Consider the following 15,369-nt stretch of genomic DNA (forward strand, 5'->3'; position numbering starts at 1 on the left):
TCGCGTTGTCGCCTCTTCGCGTCGGTCGTCGCCCCCGCGCGCTGTGCGGGGCCCCGCACAGGGCCCGCCGCCCCCGTGCCGGCGGGTCCCGTGCAGTCGGTAATCTGCCTTGTTCCGGAGGCGGTTGGAGCCTCCTCGGCGGTGTTCAGAGGTTGATTTGAGGGTTGCGTAGACCGAGTACGGACGCTGCCGTACGCGGTTGCTAGACCTCGTGCTCCGACAGGCCCGGCCAGTCGTCCGGCCCGCCGCCCTGCCATTCGATGAGATCGCTCTCCTCGACCTCGATCCGGTCCAGGTCGGCCAGCCGCAGGATCTCGACGACGTCGTCCAGGTGGGAGGCGAGTCCCAGGGTGACCTCACCCTCGGTGACCCGGCGGGAGCCGTCCAGGGCCGGAGCGTGGACCACGATGTGCGGAAACTGCGTCGGATTGCCCATGGCTTCAGCGTCCTGCGGATGGGGCGGACGCGCACCCCGGAGGCGTCCCGGGACAGCGTGAAGCGCCCCCCTGAGCAGGGGGGCGCTTCGGTTTCGTGTGCTGGCCGTCCGACGGCACGAGGCTGGGCGCGACAGGACATTCGCGCCGCCGGACGGAGACGGGGGACCTCTGTGCCGAGGTCGTGGCTGGGGACCGCGGCGGATGCGACGGAGCCGGGAACCCTTTCCCTCTGGTCGAGAAGGGACTCGGATCCTTCACCACCGCACTGGCTCGCACGCCGCCGCGGTCCTCGCCCTGCCCGCCGTACCGAGTGGTCACCCCTCATCCGGACCGCTCGGTTGCGGGTCGTTCGCGTCCGGGCCCGACCTCCCCGTCGGATCCCGGACGCCGTCCGTGGCCTCAGTCCTCGCGCAGGGCGCGGACCGCCTCCTCCACGCGCTTGCCGTAGTCCGGGTCGGCGGCGTGGAAGTGGGCCAGGTTCTTCTCGATCACGTCGTCGCGGGAGACCTGCGAGAGGCCGCCGGCGATGTTCGCGACCAGACGCCGCTTCTCCTCCTCGGACATCAGCCGGTACAGCTCGCCGGCCTGGAAGAAGGCGTCGTCCTTGGTGTGCAGCGGGGCCTCGTGGGTGCCCGTGTGGCCGGAGACCGCCAGCGGGGCCGACAGCGGGCGGCCGGTCTCCACCGGGCCGTCGTACGAGTTCGGCTCGTAGTTCTTGGCGTGGCGGCCCTGGGCGTTGGACGCCATGAAGCCGTCGCGGCCGTAGTTCTGCGCGGTCGTCGCCTTCGGGGCGTTCACGGCCAGCAGGGTGTGGTTGACGCCCAGGCGGTAGCGGTGCGCGTCCGCATAGGCGAACAGACGGCCCTGGAGCATCTTGTCGGGGGAGGGGCCGATGCCCGGAACGAAGTTGTTCGGGGAGAACGCGGCCTGCTCGACCTCGGCGAAGACGTTGTCCGGGTTGCGGTCGAGGACCAGGCGGCCGACCCGCTGCAGCGGGTAGTCCTTGTGCGGCCACACCTTGGTGAGGTCGAACGGGTTGAAGCGGTAGTCCGCCGCCTCGGCCGCCGGCATGATCTGGACGTACAGGGTCCAGGACGGGTGCACACCCCGCTCGATGGCCTGCAGCAGGTCCGTCTGGTGCGAGTTGGGGTCCTTGCCCGCCAGCTCGGCGCCCTGCTCCGCGGACAGACAGCGGATGCCCTGGTTCGTCTTGAAGTGGTACTTGACGAAGAAGGCCTCGCCCTGCGCGTTCGTCCACTGGTAGGTGTGCGAGCCGTAGCCGTTCATGTGGCGGTACGACGCCGGGATGCCGCGGTCGCCCATCAGCCAGGTCACCTGGTGCGTCGCCTCGGGGGCGTGCGCCCAGAAGTCCCAGACGTTGTCCGGCTCCTGCTTGCCGGTGAACGGGTCCCGCTTCTGCGAGTGGATGAAGTCGGGGAACTTGATCGGGTCCTTGATGAAGAACACCGGGGTGTTGTTGCCGACGAGGTCGTAGTTGCCCTCCTCGGTGTAGAACTTCACCGCGAAGCCGCGCGGGTCGCGGACCGCGTCCGCGCCGCCGAGGGAGTCGGCGACCGTGGAGAAGCGCAGGAACACCTCGGTGCGCTTGCCGATCGCGCTCAGGAAGTCGGCGTGGGTGAAGCCGGTGACGTCGTCCGTCACCTCGAAGTGGCCGTACGCGCCGGAGCCGCGGGCGTGCACCACACGCTCCGGGATCCGCTCGCGGTTGAAGCGCGCCAGCTTCTCCAGGAGGTGCTGGTCCTGGAGAAGCAGCGGGCCGCCGACGCCGGCCGAGGCTGAGTTCTGGTTGTCGGCGACCGGGGCGCCGGACTCTGTCGTGAGCACGCGCTTCGACATCGTGGACCTTCCGTGCGAGAGGGCAGCGGGAATCTTCGGAACGTTCGGAAAGAGACTTCCGCTTTATGGAGCTTCCGCTGGCGTGAGCCTAGATTTGGGTGAACGAGACGTCAACAGTTTGTTGAACTTGATTCCGGGCCGCGGTGACGCCTGGGCGCGACAGGACAGATGTCAGCGGCACCGCGGCCCGGAAGTCTCGGGTGGCCGTCAGACCTGGGCGCCGGACAGGCGCTCCACGGCGCGCAGCAGCGCCGAGTGGTCGAGGCCTCCGTCGCCCTGGGCGCGCAGCGAGGCGACCAGCTGGGCGACCACGGCGCCGACCGGCAGTGCGGCGCCGACATTGCGGGCGGCGTCGGTGACGATGCCCATGTCCTTGTGGTGCAGGTCGATGCGGAAGCCCGGCTTGAAGTCGCGGTTGAGGAAGTTGTCCTTCTTGCGCGTCAGCACGGTCGAGCCGGCCAGGCCTCCGTTGAGGACGTCGAGCGCGGCCGCCAGGTCCACGCCCGACTTCTCCAGGAAGACCACGGCCTCGGCGCAGGCCTGGATGTTCACGGCCACGATCAGCTGGTTGGCCGCCTTCACGGTCTGGCCGGAGCCGTGCGGGCCGCACAGCACGATGGTCTTGCCGAGCGCCTCGAAGATCGGCTTGGCGGTGTCGAAGTCGGCCTGCTCGCCGCCGACCATGATCGACAGTACGGCCTCGACGGCGCCGGCCTCACCGCCGGAGACGGGGGCGTCGAGGACACGGATGCCCTTGCCCTGGGCCGCCTTCGCCAGGTCCACGGAGGTCTGCGGGGTGATCGAGGACATGTCGATCAGCAGGGCGCCCTGCCTGGCGTTCTCCAGGATGCCGTCGGGGCCGTAGGAGATGGCCTCGACGTGCGGGGAGGCGGGCACCATGGTGATGATCACGTCGGCGTCGCGCACGGCGTCGGCGATCGAGCCGGCCGCGGTGCCTCCGGCGGCGGTCAGGCGGTCCAGCTTGTCCTGCTCCAGGGTGAAGCCGGTGACCTGGTAACCCGCCTTGATCAGGTTCTCGGACATGGGGGAGCCCATGATGCCGAGGCCGATCCACGCGATCTTGGGAAGGTTGCTGCTCATGATTGGGGGTGCCTCTCTCAACTGCCTTGCAAAGTCAGGGGGTTCAGCGCGCGGCACGCGCTTCGCGCGGGAGCCACTCGAAGGACTCGGCGCTCGGGCGGTCGCCGGCCTTGTACTCCAGGCCCACCCAGCCGTCGTAACCGGCCTTCTTCAGCTGGTCGAGCAGCTCCTGAAGCGGGAGCGCGCCCGTGCCGGGGGCGCCGCGGCCGGGGTTGTCGGCGATCTGCACGTGCCCGGTCTTCGCCGCGTACCGCTCGATCACCGAAGGCAGGTCCTCGCCGTTCATGGACAGGTGGTACAGGTCCATCAGGAACTTCGCGTTCCCGAGGCCCGTCGCCTCGTTGACCTTGTCCACGATCTCGATCGCCTTGGGCGCGCTCACGATCGGGCACTTCGGCGACTCGGGCTGGTTGAGGGCCTCGATCAGCAGGGTCCCGCCGATCCGGTCGACGGCCCGGGCCGCGAGGGTCAGGTTCTCCAGGGCGAGCGCGTCCTGCTCGGCCGGATCCACGCCGTCGACGCGGTTGCCGTACAGGGCGTTGAAGGCGGTGCAGCCGACGGACTCGGCGAAGGTGACGGCCACGTCGATGTTGGCGCGGAACTTCTCCGACTCCTCGCCCGGGATCGACAGGGCTCCGCGGTCCGGGCCCGGCAGCTGTCCGGCGTAGAAGTTCAGGCCCGTGAGCTGGACGCCGGCGTCCTCGATCGCCTTCTTCAGGGCGTCGAGCTCGGACTGCTCGGGGGTGGGGGCGTCGACCCAGGGCCACCACAGCTCGACCGCGGTGAAGCCCGCCGCGGCGGCGGCCGCGGGGCGCTCCAGGAGCGGGAGTTCCGTGAAGAGGATCGACAGGTTGACGTTGAAGCGCTGGTCTGCGAATCCCACTGGGGCGGCGCTCCCTTCCTTGAATTCCGTATAGCGGAAACTTGTTTCTGCTTAATGGAAGACTGCCTGTGAGGGGGCGGGGCTGTCAAGAGATCCCACGAAAAAGTGCCCCCGCGCGTACTGCGCGGGGGCACTGACGCAGGCCTGGTCAGAGGGCGTCGACGCCGCTCACCTTCCAGCCGCCGGAGGTGCGGGTGAGCGTCATGCGCACCCGGTTCAGGTCCAGACGGGGCTCCGGGACCTGTGTGCTCACGGTGACCTGGTCGACGAAGAGCAGGACGACGGCCTTGTCCGGCGTGGCCGACACGACGGAGACCGCCGGGGCGCCGCCGTCGGCGGGTGTGGCCACGGTCGCCTTCACCGTGCCGTGGTACTTCGTCGCGGTCGGCGCGACCACCGTCTTCGTGGTCCTGTCGTACTCGTCGCGGAAGTGCCCGGTCAGCAGGGCGCGGGCCCGGGTGAAGTCACGGTCCAGGTGCCGGTAGTCGTACGAGAGCACGACCGGCGCGGCTTTCCGAACGGCCGCGAGGGCCGCGCCCCGGGCCTCCTCCGCCTGCCGCCCCTCCCGGTACTGCCACCCGAGGACGGCGGCCACGGCCAGGACCGCCATGAGGACGACGCCCAGCACCGCGGTGAACACGCCCCGCCCGGCCGTGCGCGGGGGCGCGCTCGCGTCCGCCTCCTCCTCGGGCGACTCGCGCGACTCGGGCGACCCGGGCTCCGGCGGGTCCTCCCAGCCGCCCGCCGGGGGCTCGACGAGCAGGGTGCGTCCGGGGGGAGCCTCCTCTTCCGGGCGGGCGCCGTGCTCAGGGTGCTCCAGCCGCCCGGCGCGCTTGGCTGCCGCGCGGGCGGCCGCTGTCATGCTGCGGCGGGCCGGGGAGCCGGTGCCGCGGGTGCGGGAGGTCGGGTTCGCCACGGTGTCTCTCCTTACTGGTGGGGGCAGTCCGGTGGGTCAGCCCACGAACGCGAGGTCGGAGGTCAGCCAGCGGCCGGCCACGCGCACGAGGTCGAGCTGCAGCCGGTAGGTGCGCGCCTGGCCCTCGGGGGCGGCGGTGTTGGTCACCTTGCTGTCGGCCACGACCAGGACCCGGGCCGAACGCTCGTCGGACCGCACGATGCCCGCTTCCAGGACCTGCCCCTCGGACACCGACTTGTTCTGCGCGACGAGCTTCGTCAGCTGCTCGGTCTGCGCGGCGAACTGCTTCTTGAAGTCGCCGGTGGCGCCCTTCAGCACGGTGCGGCCGTCCCGGTCGTAGTGCCGGTAGTCGAGCGAGGTGAAGTTCAGCGCCGACTGGCGGGCCGCCGCCAGGATGTCCTGACGGCGCTGCTCCGCCCCGTGCCGGCCGGACAGCTGCAGGCCCAGCCAGACACACAGCGCGGTCGTCAGTACGGTCGCGGCGACGAGCCCCGCCGACAGCAGCCTCACCCGTCCCTCTCTCATGCCATCGGTCCCACGAGCAGCCATTGCCACGACTCCTTTCCGAACACGGTCTGTTCGCCGCCCGTCGAGCCGATCTCGACGGGCGTGCCGTCCGGGCCGGTCACGGTGCCGGTCTCCGGGTCGTACGGGGCCACGAACGCGGCCTGGTTCGCGCCGGCCGGACCGGTCGTCGCGCCGGGGGCGTTCTGTGCGCCCCGCACCGAGGTCTTGCTCCCGCGCGGTGCGGTACAGCGCGCGTGGGTGTTCGCCGGGCGGGTGCCGGTGTCGGCGGGGTCGCGGCGCTGGGTGCCGTAGCCCTGGGTGCACGCGGGCGGATCGCCGGCGTTCACGGTCAGCCCGAAGTGGGTGGTGCCGTCGCCGGGGATCACCGTGTAGCTGCCCGCGACCGTGATCGGGAGGGTGACCAGGGCCTGCTCGACGCCGGGCAGCCGGGCCACGGTGACCTGGCCGCCGCTGATGAGGTTGGCCAGCAGGGCGGGCACGTGCGGCCGTGTGGACTTCAGCAGGGAATCGACCTCCTGCGTCGCGGGCACCGTAGTGCCGATCAGCCGGCGCAGATCGCCGTCGCTCGACTTCAGCTGCTCGGTGAGCCCGGCCAGGTCGCGGGAGAACGACTTGATCGCCGAGCCCTGGTCCGCCTGTGTCCGGAGCACCTTCCGCGAGTCCTCGATCAGCGAGGTCGTCTCCGGGAGCGAGTCGGACGCCGACTCCACCAGCGCGTTGCCGGAGTCCACCAGGCGGCTCAGGTTCGGTCCGGTGCCGGCGAAAGCCTTGCCCAGCTCGTCGACGGTCACGCGCAGATCGCCCTTGCCGACCGAGTTGACCAGCCGGTCGAGGCTGAGGACCAGGTCGGTGACCGGCAGTGGGGTCCGGGTGCGGTTGCGCGGGATGGGGCTGCCGTCGAGGAGGTACGGTCCGCCCGACCGCCGCGGCTGGAGGTCGACGTACTGCTCGCCGACCGCCGAACGGTCGGCGATCACCGCGAGCGTGTCGGCCGGGATCCTCGGGGCACCGTCCTCGATCTTCAGGGCCACCGAGATCCCGGACCCGGTCAGTCGGAGATCGCCCACGCGGCCCACCGGCACACCCCGGTAGGTGACCTCGGCGCCGGGGAAGACGCCCCCGGACTCGGCGAAGTCGGCGCGCACGGTGTAACCGCGGTGCAGGACGTCGTCCACCAGGCCCGTGTACCGGGCACCGACGTACGACACCCCGAGGGCGGTGACGGTCGCGAAGGCGAGCAACTGGGCCCTGACCGTACGTGTGATCACGGCAGTATCCCCTTCAGCATCAGCTCGGCGAGGCCGAGGTCGACCCCGGGCGGGAGGCGGCGTGAGCCGTCGCCGGCGCCGTAGGCGGCGGTGCACACCGGTGGACACAGCAGGGTGCTGCCGTCGGAAGGCTTCGAGGGCACGGCCGGCACGGACGGGGTGTCGGGCAGGGACGGGGTGTCCGGCAGGGACGGGAGGGGGGTGGGAGCGGGGACGCGGGGCAGGCTCGGGGGCCCTGGCTCCGGGGACTTCCCGCCCTTGCCCGGTGTGCCGTCGACGTTGCCGTAGAGGCCCGCCAGATCGAGGTCGGCGGTGATCTTCAGGTTGACGTAGTCGCCCTTGACGGCGTCGGCGGCGTTGCGCGGGAAGGGGTAAGTGGTGAGGATCTCAAGGGAGTCGGGCAGGTCGTCGCCTGCCTTGTTCAGCTGCTGAAGGACGGGCCGCAGCTCCTTGAGATCGGCGACGGTGTCGTCCCGGGAAGCGTTGACCACCCTGGTGCCGGTTCTGCCGAGCCTGGACAGGCCGGTGAGCATCTTCGTCAGGTCCCGGCGCTGGTCGGCGAGAGCCTTCAGGGCGGGCGGCATGGTGTCGACGGCCTGGGCGATGGTCCTCTTCTCCTTCCGCAGCCGCTTGGCCAGCCGGTCCACGCCCTTGAGCGCGCGCACGATCTCCGCCCGCTGGTCGTCGAGGCCGCCGAGGAACGTGTCGAGTTGCCTCAGCAGCGACCTGACCCGGTCCTCGCGGCCGTTCATGGCCTTGTTCAGCTCGACGGTGATGGTCTTCAGCTGGGCCACACCGCCGCCGTTGAGCAGTGCGGACAGGGCCGACAGCACTTCCTCGACCTCCGGGTTGCGGCCGCTGCGGGAGAGGGGGATGCGGTCGCCGTCGCGCAGCCGTCCGACGGGCCGGGTGCCGGCCGGCGCGGACAGCGCCACGTACTTCTCGCCGAGCATGCTGGTCTGCCTGAGGTCGGCGACCGCGTTGCCGGGCAGCTTCACCGAGTCGGCGATCCGCAGCCGCAGGCGCGCGTGCCAGCCGTCCAGCGCCACCTTCTCGACCGTGCCCACGGTGACGTCGTCGACCTTGACCGCCGACTGCGGCACCAGGTCCAGGACGTCCCGGAAGTCGACGGTGACGTGGTAGGCGTGGCCGTCCGAGGCGGCGCCGCCGGGGAGCGGGACGTCGTACCAGCCGTTGAACTCGCAGCCGGTCAGCAGCAGCGAGCCGACCGCCGTCCAGGCGGCCACCCGCCCCGTGCGCAGCCCGCTCATGCCCGTGCCCCCAGGATTCCACCGAGGGTCTTGTCGACCGTGCCCGTTCCCGCCGGGGCCGATGGCACCTCGGGCAGGGAGCCGAAGAGCTTCTTCAGCCCGGCGCAGTTGTCGTGGTCCTCCCCGGTCGTCCTCAGGAGCGAGCAGAGCAGGGACGCCGGGTCCTGGGAGGTCTGCGCGTTGTTGCGGGTGTCGAGGGTGCCGGCGGCCGGGTTGTAGGCGTTCTGCAGGTTCGACAGGCCCGTCGGGGCGACGCTCAACAGCTCCTCCAGTGCGGCCCGTTGGCTGACGAGCACCTTGGTGACCTTGGCCAGACCCTTGACGTCCGAGGTCAGCGCCTTCTTGTTGCCCTTCACGAAGCCGGACACGTCACCGAGCGCGGCGGCCAGGTACTTCAGCGCGGCCGCGAGATCCTTGCGCTCCCCGGCGAGCTGTGCGGCCACGCCGGCGAGGTCGGTGTCGAACGACCGCACGCTCTGGTCGTCCGCCGCCAGCGCGGCCGTGAACACCTGAAGGTTCCGCACGGTCCCGAACAGGTTGCCGCGCCCGTCGGACAGCGTGGTCACCGCCTGGGAGAGGTCCTCGACCGTCCGGTTGAGGTTCTCGCCCTGTCCCTTGAGGTTGTCCGCGCTCACCCCGAGCAGCCGGGACAGTGAGCCCTTCTTGCCGGCGCCGTTCGGGCCGAGTGCCTCGGCGGTCGTGTGCAGGCTGTCGAAGATCCGGTCCAGCTCGACGGGGACGGCCGTACGGGACTCGGGGATGACGTCGCCGTCCCGCAGGACCGCGCCCTTGCGGTACGCCGGCAGCAGCTGTACGTAACGGTCGCTGACCACCGAGGAGTTGACGATGGCCGCCTGCGCGTCCGCGGGGACCTTGCGGCCCTGGTCGTACTCCAGCTCCACCCGTACCCGGCCGCCTTCCGGTGTGATCTTCCTGACCTCGCCGATGCGGACGCCGAGGACGCGGACGTCCGAGCCGGGGTAGATGCCGACGGTGCGCGGGAAGTACGCGGTGACCCGCACGGTGCCGGAGTGCGGCCACAGGACCACCGCGAGCGCCACGAGGACGGCCAGCGCGGTGCACAGGGCCAGGAGTCTGCGGGTCATCGGGTGCCTCCCGCCCGTGGCGTGACCGGGGCGGCGACCAGGTTCTGGATGTAGGAGTCGAACCAGCGGCCGTTGCCGAGGGTGTTGGTGAAGAGCCGCACGTAGGGGGCGAGCAGCTGGACGCTGCGATCGAGGCTCGCCTGGTTGCGTTCGAGCATCTTCACGAAGGTGCCGAGGTTCTTCAGGGCGGGCCCGATCTCCTTGCTGTTGTCGTCGACCAGGCCGGAGAGCTCGACGCCCAGCAGCGCGGAGCTCTTGAGCAGCTGGTGGATCGCCGCACGCCGCTTGCCGATCTCCTTGAACAGCGCGTCGCCGTCCTTCACCAGCGCGGAGAAGTCCTTTGTGTGGCCTGCCAGCACCTTGGTCACTCCGTTCGCGTGGTCGAGGAGCCCGCGCAGTGCCCTGTCGCGGGCGGCGACGGTCCGGGAGATCCGCGACAGGCCCTTGATCGACGCCCGTACCTCCCCGGGTGAGTCCTGGAAGGTGACGGAGATCGTGTCCAGCGCCTTGGCAAGGCGGTCCGTGTCGACGTCCTCGGTGGTGGTCGTCAGGTCGCTGAAGGCCTGGACGACGTCGTACGCCGAGACGGTGCGCCGGAGCGGGATCTCGCTGCCGGGCCTCAACCGGCCTCGCCCCTTCGGGTACAGGGCCAGGTACTTCGCGCCGAGGATCGTCTTGACCCGGATCGAGGCGCCCGTGTCGGTGCCGAGCGCCGGGCGGCCCTTCACCTTGAAGGTGACCTCGACGTGGTCGCCGTCCAGGCCGACGTCCTCGACCTTGCCGACCTTGACGCCCGCGATCCGTACCTCGTCGCCCGGCTTGAGCCCGCCGGCCTCCGAGAAGGCCGCGCCGTACGTCTCGCCGCCGCCGATCAGCGGCAGGCTGTCGGCGTTGAACGCGGCGACCGTGAGCAGCGCGAGGACGGTGAGGCCGACGGCGCCGACGACGACCGGGTTGTTCCCCCACTGCCCGAAAGGCGTGGGAGGTGCCCCCACCCGGAAGGGCTTCGGCCGGGGGCGCTTCAGCCGGATGCCGGGCAGCTTCGGCGGCAGGACGCGTACTTTCACGAGGGGTTGGGGGCGGGGCTTGCGTTTCGGCAGCAGCCGGGGGAGTTTCGGCAGCTTCGGTGGCAGGACGTGTACCTTCACCAGAGGCTCGGGGCGGCGGCGCCGCCTTGGGACACGCAGTCTCATCCGCCACACCTCGCCCGTGCCACGTGCAGCTCCGGGGTGATCACCTGCTTCGTCTTCGGCAGCACGATCCGGCCGTCGAAGTCGCAGAGGTAGAAGTTGAACCAGGAGCCGTAGGACGCCGTCCCGGTCAGCTTGTCGAGCTTGTTCGGCAGCCGCTTCAGGACGCCCTCCACGGTGTTCTCGTTCTTGTCCAGCGTTCCGGTGAGCTCGCCGAGCCCGGCGATGTCGTCCTTCAGCGGCTCACGCGCGTCCTTCAGCAGTCCCGACGTGACGTCCGTGAGGTCGCCGATGCTCACCAGGGACTCCCCGATGGGCCTGCGGTCGGCGGACAGCCCCGAGATCACCCGGCGCAGCTGCGTGAGCAGCCCGGAGAAGCGGGATCCGCGCTTGTCGAGTGTTCCGAGGACGGTGTTGAGGTTGTCGATCACCGAGCCGATCAGCCGGTCGCGGTCGGCGAGCGTCGTGGTGAGCGAGGCCGTGTGCGCGAGCAGGCTGTTCACCGTGCCGCCCTCGCCCTGGAGGGTCTGGATGATCTCGGTGGCGAGCTGGTTGACGTCGTTCGGGCTGAGCGCGGCGAACAGCGGCTTGAAGCCGTTCAGCAGGGCGTTGAGGTCGAGCGCCGGCCGGGTCCGGGACAGCGGGATGGTGCCGCCCGGCCGCAGCTTCGCGGTGACGTCGCCGGTGCCCTCGGTCAGCGCGATGTACCGCTGCCCGACCAGGTTGCGGTAGCGGACGACCGCGTGGGTGCCGGCGAGCAGCGGCCGGTCCGCGGTGACGGTGAAGGTGACCTCCGCCAGGGTCCGGTCCTTGATCCGGATGTCCCCGACCTCCCCGACCCGCACACCGGCCACCCTGATGTCGTCGCCGGTCTCAAGCCCGGTCACGTCGGTGAACACCGCGTGGTAGGTGTCCTTGGGGGTGAAGGAGATGTTGACGATGGTGGCGGCGAGCAGCGCCGTCGCCGCGATCGTGACCAGTGCGAAGAGGCTGAACTTGACCAGCGGGGCGGCTGTCTGCCGGGTTCCTGCCCTGCTCATGCGACACTCACCGCCGTTCCGCGGGCGAGCGGCCCGAACAGCAGGGTCGCGACGGGCGGCACCTGGTCGGCGGGGACGCCCATGACGGGGGCCACGAGCGAGCCGACGGCCCGCTGCTCGGCCTCGGTGGCGGACACGGTGACACCTCCGGGGAGCGCGCCGCCCGGACTTCCGGCCGACGTACCGTCGTCGAGATGGGGCTTCGGGCCGGGCACCTGCGGATGCGGCAGGCCACGGCAGTTCGGGCCCGACCGCTCGCCGTAGACAGGTTCCTCACCGGGCCGGTACGCCCCCTGCGGCCGGACGACTTCGAGGGTGATCCGCATCTCCCCGCCCCGGAACGCCTCCTCCGACGCCTTCTCCTGCCGGGCCAGACCCTGGAACAGGCACGGGTACTCGGGGGAGTAGCGGGCGAAGAGCTCCAGTGTGGGGCGGGAGACCCGGCCCAGGGTGATCAGCCGGTCGCCGTTCTCGGACAGGAAATCGTCGGCCGTGCCCGCCACGGAAGCGGTCGAGCGGAGTGCCGCGGCCAGCTGGTCCTGTTTGTCCACGATCGTCCGGCTGGTGGTGACCGTGTTGCGCAGGATCCGCATCAGGTCGGGCGCGGCGTCGCCGTAGACCTCGGCGACGTCCGCGAAGCGCGAGATGTCCTCCTTGAGGGAGGGCAGGTACGGGTTCAGACGGCGCAGATAGCCCTCGACCCGGGTGAGGTTGTCGCCGATCCGGTCGCCGCGGCCCTCCAGCGCGGTGGCGAACGCCGAGAGGGCGGCGTCGAGTTCACCCGGCCGGACGGTCCGCAGCAACGGCAGCAGGTCGTTCATCAGCTGCTGCACCTCGATGCCGACCTTCGTGCGGTCCTGGGTGATGACGTCCCCGGCGCGGATCGGCCTGGCGGCGGAGCGGGCGGGCGCCACGAGGTCGACGTACTTCTCGCCGAACAGCGTCTTGGGCAGCAGGCGGGCATGAACGTCCGAGGGGATGTACGCCACGTACCGCGGCTTGAGCGCGATGTCGAGCGTGGCCCTGGTGCCGTCGGCGTGCACCTCGCGCACTTCGCCCACCAGCAGCCCGCGCAGCTTGACGTCGGCGCGGGGATCGAGCTGGTTGCCGAGGGCGTCGGCCTCCAGGGTGATCCGCACGACGGACGTGAACGCCTGCTGGTAGAAGGCGACCGCGAGCGACAGCAGCAGCGCGAGCACGGCCAGGAACGTGATGCCGTAGAGCCTGAGTCTCAGCGTTCTCACCGGCCTCACCCCGCGATCCGTACGGTCGTGTCGGCGCCCCAGATCGCGAGGCTCAGGAAGAAGTCCAGGACGTTGATGGCGACGATGGACGTCCGCACCGCCCGGCCCACCGCGACGCCGACCCCCGCCGGGCCGCCGTTCGCGTAGTAGCCGTAGTAGCAGTGCACCAGGATGATCAGCACGGCGAAGACGATCACCTTGCCGAAGGACCACAGCACGTCCACCGGCGGCAGATACTGCTGGAAGTAGTGGTCGTACGTGCCCGTCGACTGCCCGTAGTAGCCGGTCGTGATGGTGCGGGCGGCGAAGTACGAGGACAGCAGCCCGATCACGTACAGCGGGATCACCGCGACGAAGCCGGCGATCATCCGGGTCGTCACCAGGAACGGCAGCGACGGGACGCCCATCACCTCCAGTGCGTCCGTCTCCTCGCTGATCCGCATCGCACCGAGCTGCGCCGTGAACCCGGCGCCGACCGTCGCGGACAGGGCGAGTCCGGCCACCAGCGGAGCGATCTCCCGGGTGTTGAAGTACGCCGACAGGAACGCCACGAAGTTGGAGGTGCCGAGCTGGTTGAGGGCCGCGTAGCCCTGGAGGCCGACCTCGGTGCCGGTGAAGAAGGACAGGAAGGCGATCACGCCGACCGTGCCGCCGACGACCGCGAGCGCGCCCCGGCCGAAGCTGACCTCGGCGAGCAGCCGCAGGATCTCCTTCTTGTAGCGGCGCAGGGTGCGACCGGTCCATGCCGACGAGCGGCCGTAGAAGGACAGTTGGGTGCCCAGCTCCTCCAGGGAGCGCAAGGGGCGGTCGAGAAGGCGCATGGTTTACCCCTTCTGCGGGACGACCTGGAAATACACCGCGGTCATCACGAAGTTGGTCACGAACAGCAACATGAAGGTGATCACCACGGACTGGTTGACGGCATCGCCCACGCCCTTCGGACCGCCCTTCGCGGTGAGCCCCTTGTACGAGGCGACGATCGCCGCGATGGCCCCGAACACCAGCGCCTTGATCTCGGCCGCCCACAGGTCGGAGAGCTGGGCGAGCGTGGTGAAGGACGCCAGGTAGGCGCCGGGTGTGCCGTGTTGGAGGACGACGTTGAAGAAATAGCCGCCCGCGACGCCGACCACCGAGACGAGGCCGTTGAGCAGCACGGCCACGACCATCGACGCCAGCACGCGCGGTACGACGAGCCGGTGGACCGGGTCGATGCCGAGCACCTGCATCGCGTCGATCTCGTCGCGGATCTTCCGTGCCCCGAGGTCCGCGCAGATCGCCGTGCCGCCCGCGCCCGCGATCAGCAGCGCGGTGACGATCGGCGAGGCCTCGCGCAGGACGGCGAGCACGGATGCGGCACCGGAGAAGGACTGCGCGCCGAGCTGCCGGGTCAGGCTGCCGATCTGCAGCGCGATGACCGCCCCGAAGGGGATCGAGACCAGAGCGGTCGGCAGGATCGTGACGCTCGCGACGAACCACGCCTGCTGGATGAACTCCCGTGCCTGGAAGGGCCGTCGGGGCAGGGTCCGGGCGACGTCCAGCGCCATCGCGAACAGGTTGCCCGAGTGCCGGAGCGCACCCGTCGGGGAGAGGCTCATGTGCTGCTCACCGCCTTCCCGTGCAGCTGGGCCTCCTGTCTCGCGATCGCCTCCCAGCGGGGTGGGCGGGTGATGCCGGGACCGGGCAGCAGACGGGGAGTCAGGGCGTCGACCGGGCCGCCTGCGTCGATCTGGGCCAGCTCCTGCTCGACCTGGGCCGCGTCCTTCTCCTCCGCCATGCCGATCGGCCCCTGCATCCGGCCGTTCAGGAACTGCCGTACGACGGGTTCGTCACTGGTCAGCAGCTCCTCGCGGGGCCCGAACATCACCAGCTCGCGCCGGAACAGCAGCCCGATGTTGTCGGGCACCTGGCGAGCGGAGGCGATGTCGTGGGTGACGATCAGGAAGGTCGCGTCGATCTGTGCGTTGAGGTCGACGATGAGCTGGTTGAGGTAGGCCACGCGCACCGGGTCCAGGCCCGAGTCCGGCTCGTCGAACAGGATGATCTCCGGGTCGAGGACCAGGGCGCGGGCGAGCCCGGCCCGCTTGCGCATACCGCCGGAGATCTCGCCGGGCAGCTTCTCCTCGGCGCCGATCAGCCCGACCATCTCCATCTTCTCCAGCACGATGCGCCGGATCTCGCTCTCGGACCTACGGGTGTGCTCGCGCAGCGGGAAGGCGATGTTGTCGTACAGGTTCATCGAGCCGAACAGGGCGCCGTCCTGGAACAGCACGCCGAACAGCTTCCGCACCTCGTACAGGTCGCGCTCGCGCAGGCGGGTGATGTCCCGGCCCGCCACCTTCACCGAGCCGCGCTCCGGCTTCAGCAGCCCGACGAGCGTCTTGAGGAACACCGACTTGCCCGTCCCCGAGGGGCCGAGCATCACCGACACCTCGCCGGCGGGCAGCGTCAGTGAGACGTCCTGCCAGATGACCTGGTGGCCGAAGGACTTGGTCAGCCCTTCCACACAGATCTCGACACCCATCCGGTCC

At 70.4% G+C, this 15,369-nt stretch carries 15 protein-coding genes; all 15 read right to left on the minus strand.

Features of this window, described 5'->3' with window-relative positions; all coding sequences use genetic code 11:
- Positions 1-202: 202 nt before the first annotated feature.
- Positions 203-436, minus strand: coding sequence for a hypothetical protein (locus AVL59_RS12885; RefSeq protein ID WP_067303032.1), 234 nt, complete (start codon positions 434-436; stop codon positions 203-205).
- A 400-nt stretch (positions 437-836) separates the two neighbouring features.
- Entirely contained in the window at positions 837-2,294 is a 1,458-nt protein-coding gene (locus AVL59_RS12890; RefSeq protein WP_067303035.1) for a catalase, read from the minus strand.
- Between the two features lie 207 nt (positions 2,295-2,501).
- Positions 2,502-3,395, minus strand: coding sequence for a 2-hydroxy-3-oxopropionate reductase (locus AVL59_RS12895; protein WP_067303037.1), 894 nt, complete (start codon positions 3,393-3,395; stop codon positions 2,502-2,504).
- A 43-nt stretch (positions 3,396-3,438) separates the two neighbouring features.
- Positions 3,439-4,278: a TIM barrel protein gene (locus AVL59_RS12900; protein WP_067303040.1), complete on the minus strand. Its 840-nt coding sequence runs from the start codon at positions 4,276-4,278 to the stop codon at positions 3,439-3,441.
- 148 nt (positions 4,279-4,426) lie between these two features.
- The gene (locus tag AVL59_RS12905) at positions 4,427-5,194 is read right to left on the minus strand and encodes a hypothetical protein (protein WP_067303043.1); all 768 of its coding nucleotides are present in this window, start codon (positions 5,192-5,194) and stop codon (positions 4,427-4,429) included.
- A gap of 36 nt (positions 5,195-5,230) precedes the next feature.
- The gene (locus tag AVL59_RS12910) at positions 5,231-5,719 is read right to left on the minus strand and encodes a hypothetical protein (protein WP_237281494.1); all 489 of its coding nucleotides are present in this window, start codon (positions 5,717-5,719) and stop codon (positions 5,231-5,233) included.
- Positions 5,716-6,990 carry an MCE family protein gene (locus tag AVL59_RS12915; RefSeq protein WP_067303049.1) on the minus strand — a complete coding sequence of 425 codons (1,275 nt, stop codon included), beginning with the start codon at positions 6,988-6,990 and terminating at the stop codon, positions 5,716-5,718. Before AVL59_RS12915 ends, AVL59_RS12910 begins: the two co-directional genes overlap by 4 nt.
- Positions 6,987-8,261 (minus strand): MCE family protein, encoded by a 1,275-nt coding sequence (locus AVL59_RS12920; protein WP_067303052.1) that lies wholly within the window; start codon positions 8,259-8,261, stop codon positions 6,987-6,989. Before AVL59_RS12920 ends, AVL59_RS12915 begins: the two co-directional genes overlap by 4 nt.
- Positions 8,258-9,367, minus strand: a complete 1,110-nt coding sequence (locus tag AVL59_RS12925; RefSeq protein WP_208870364.1) for an MCE family protein — start codon at positions 9,365-9,367, stop codon at positions 8,258-8,260. The genes AVL59_RS12920 and AVL59_RS12925 overlap by 4 nt, the downstream gene beginning before the upstream one ends.
- Complete coding sequence (locus AVL59_RS12930) at positions 9,364-10,434, minus strand: MCE family protein (protein WP_237281495.1); 1,071 nt, start codon at positions 10,432-10,434, stop codon at positions 9,364-9,366. Before AVL59_RS12930 ends, AVL59_RS12925 begins: the two co-directional genes overlap by 4 nt.
- Positions 10,435-10,556: 122 nt before the next feature.
- Positions 10,557-11,597 carry an MCE family protein gene (locus AVL59_RS12935; RefSeq protein ID WP_067303055.1) on the minus strand — a complete coding sequence of 347 codons (1,041 nt, stop codon included), beginning with the start codon at positions 11,595-11,597 and terminating at the stop codon, positions 10,557-10,559.
- On the minus strand, positions 11,594-12,841 hold the full coding sequence (locus AVL59_RS12940; RefSeq protein WP_079147385.1) for an MCE family protein: 1,248 nt from the start codon (positions 12,839-12,841) through the stop codon (positions 11,594-11,596). The genes AVL59_RS12935 and AVL59_RS12940 overlap by 4 nt, the downstream gene beginning before the upstream one ends.
- A gap of 5 nt (positions 12,842-12,846) precedes the next feature.
- The gene (locus AVL59_RS12945) at positions 12,847-13,662 is read right to left on the minus strand and encodes an MlaE family ABC transporter permease (RefSeq protein WP_067303059.1); all 816 of its coding nucleotides are present in this window, start codon (positions 13,660-13,662) and stop codon (positions 12,847-12,849) included.
- A 3-nt stretch (positions 13,663-13,665) separates the two neighbouring features.
- The gene (locus tag AVL59_RS12950) at positions 13,666-14,436 is read right to left on the minus strand and encodes an MlaE family ABC transporter permease (protein ID WP_067303061.1); all 771 of its coding nucleotides are present in this window, start codon (positions 14,434-14,436) and stop codon (positions 13,666-13,668) included.
- Positions 14,433-15,362 (minus strand): ABC transporter ATP-binding protein, encoded by a 930-nt coding sequence (locus AVL59_RS12955; RefSeq protein WP_067303064.1) that lies wholly within the window; start codon positions 15,360-15,362, stop codon positions 14,433-14,435. The genes AVL59_RS12950 and AVL59_RS12955 overlap by 4 nt, the downstream gene beginning before the upstream one ends.
- Positions 15,363-15,369: the final 7 nt, after the last annotated feature.

It is taken from the genome of Streptomyces griseochromogenes (assembly GCF_001542625.1).
GTDB classification, from domain to species: Bacteria; Actinomycetota; Actinomycetes; order Streptomycetales; family Streptomycetaceae; genus Streptomyces; species Streptomyces griseochromogenes.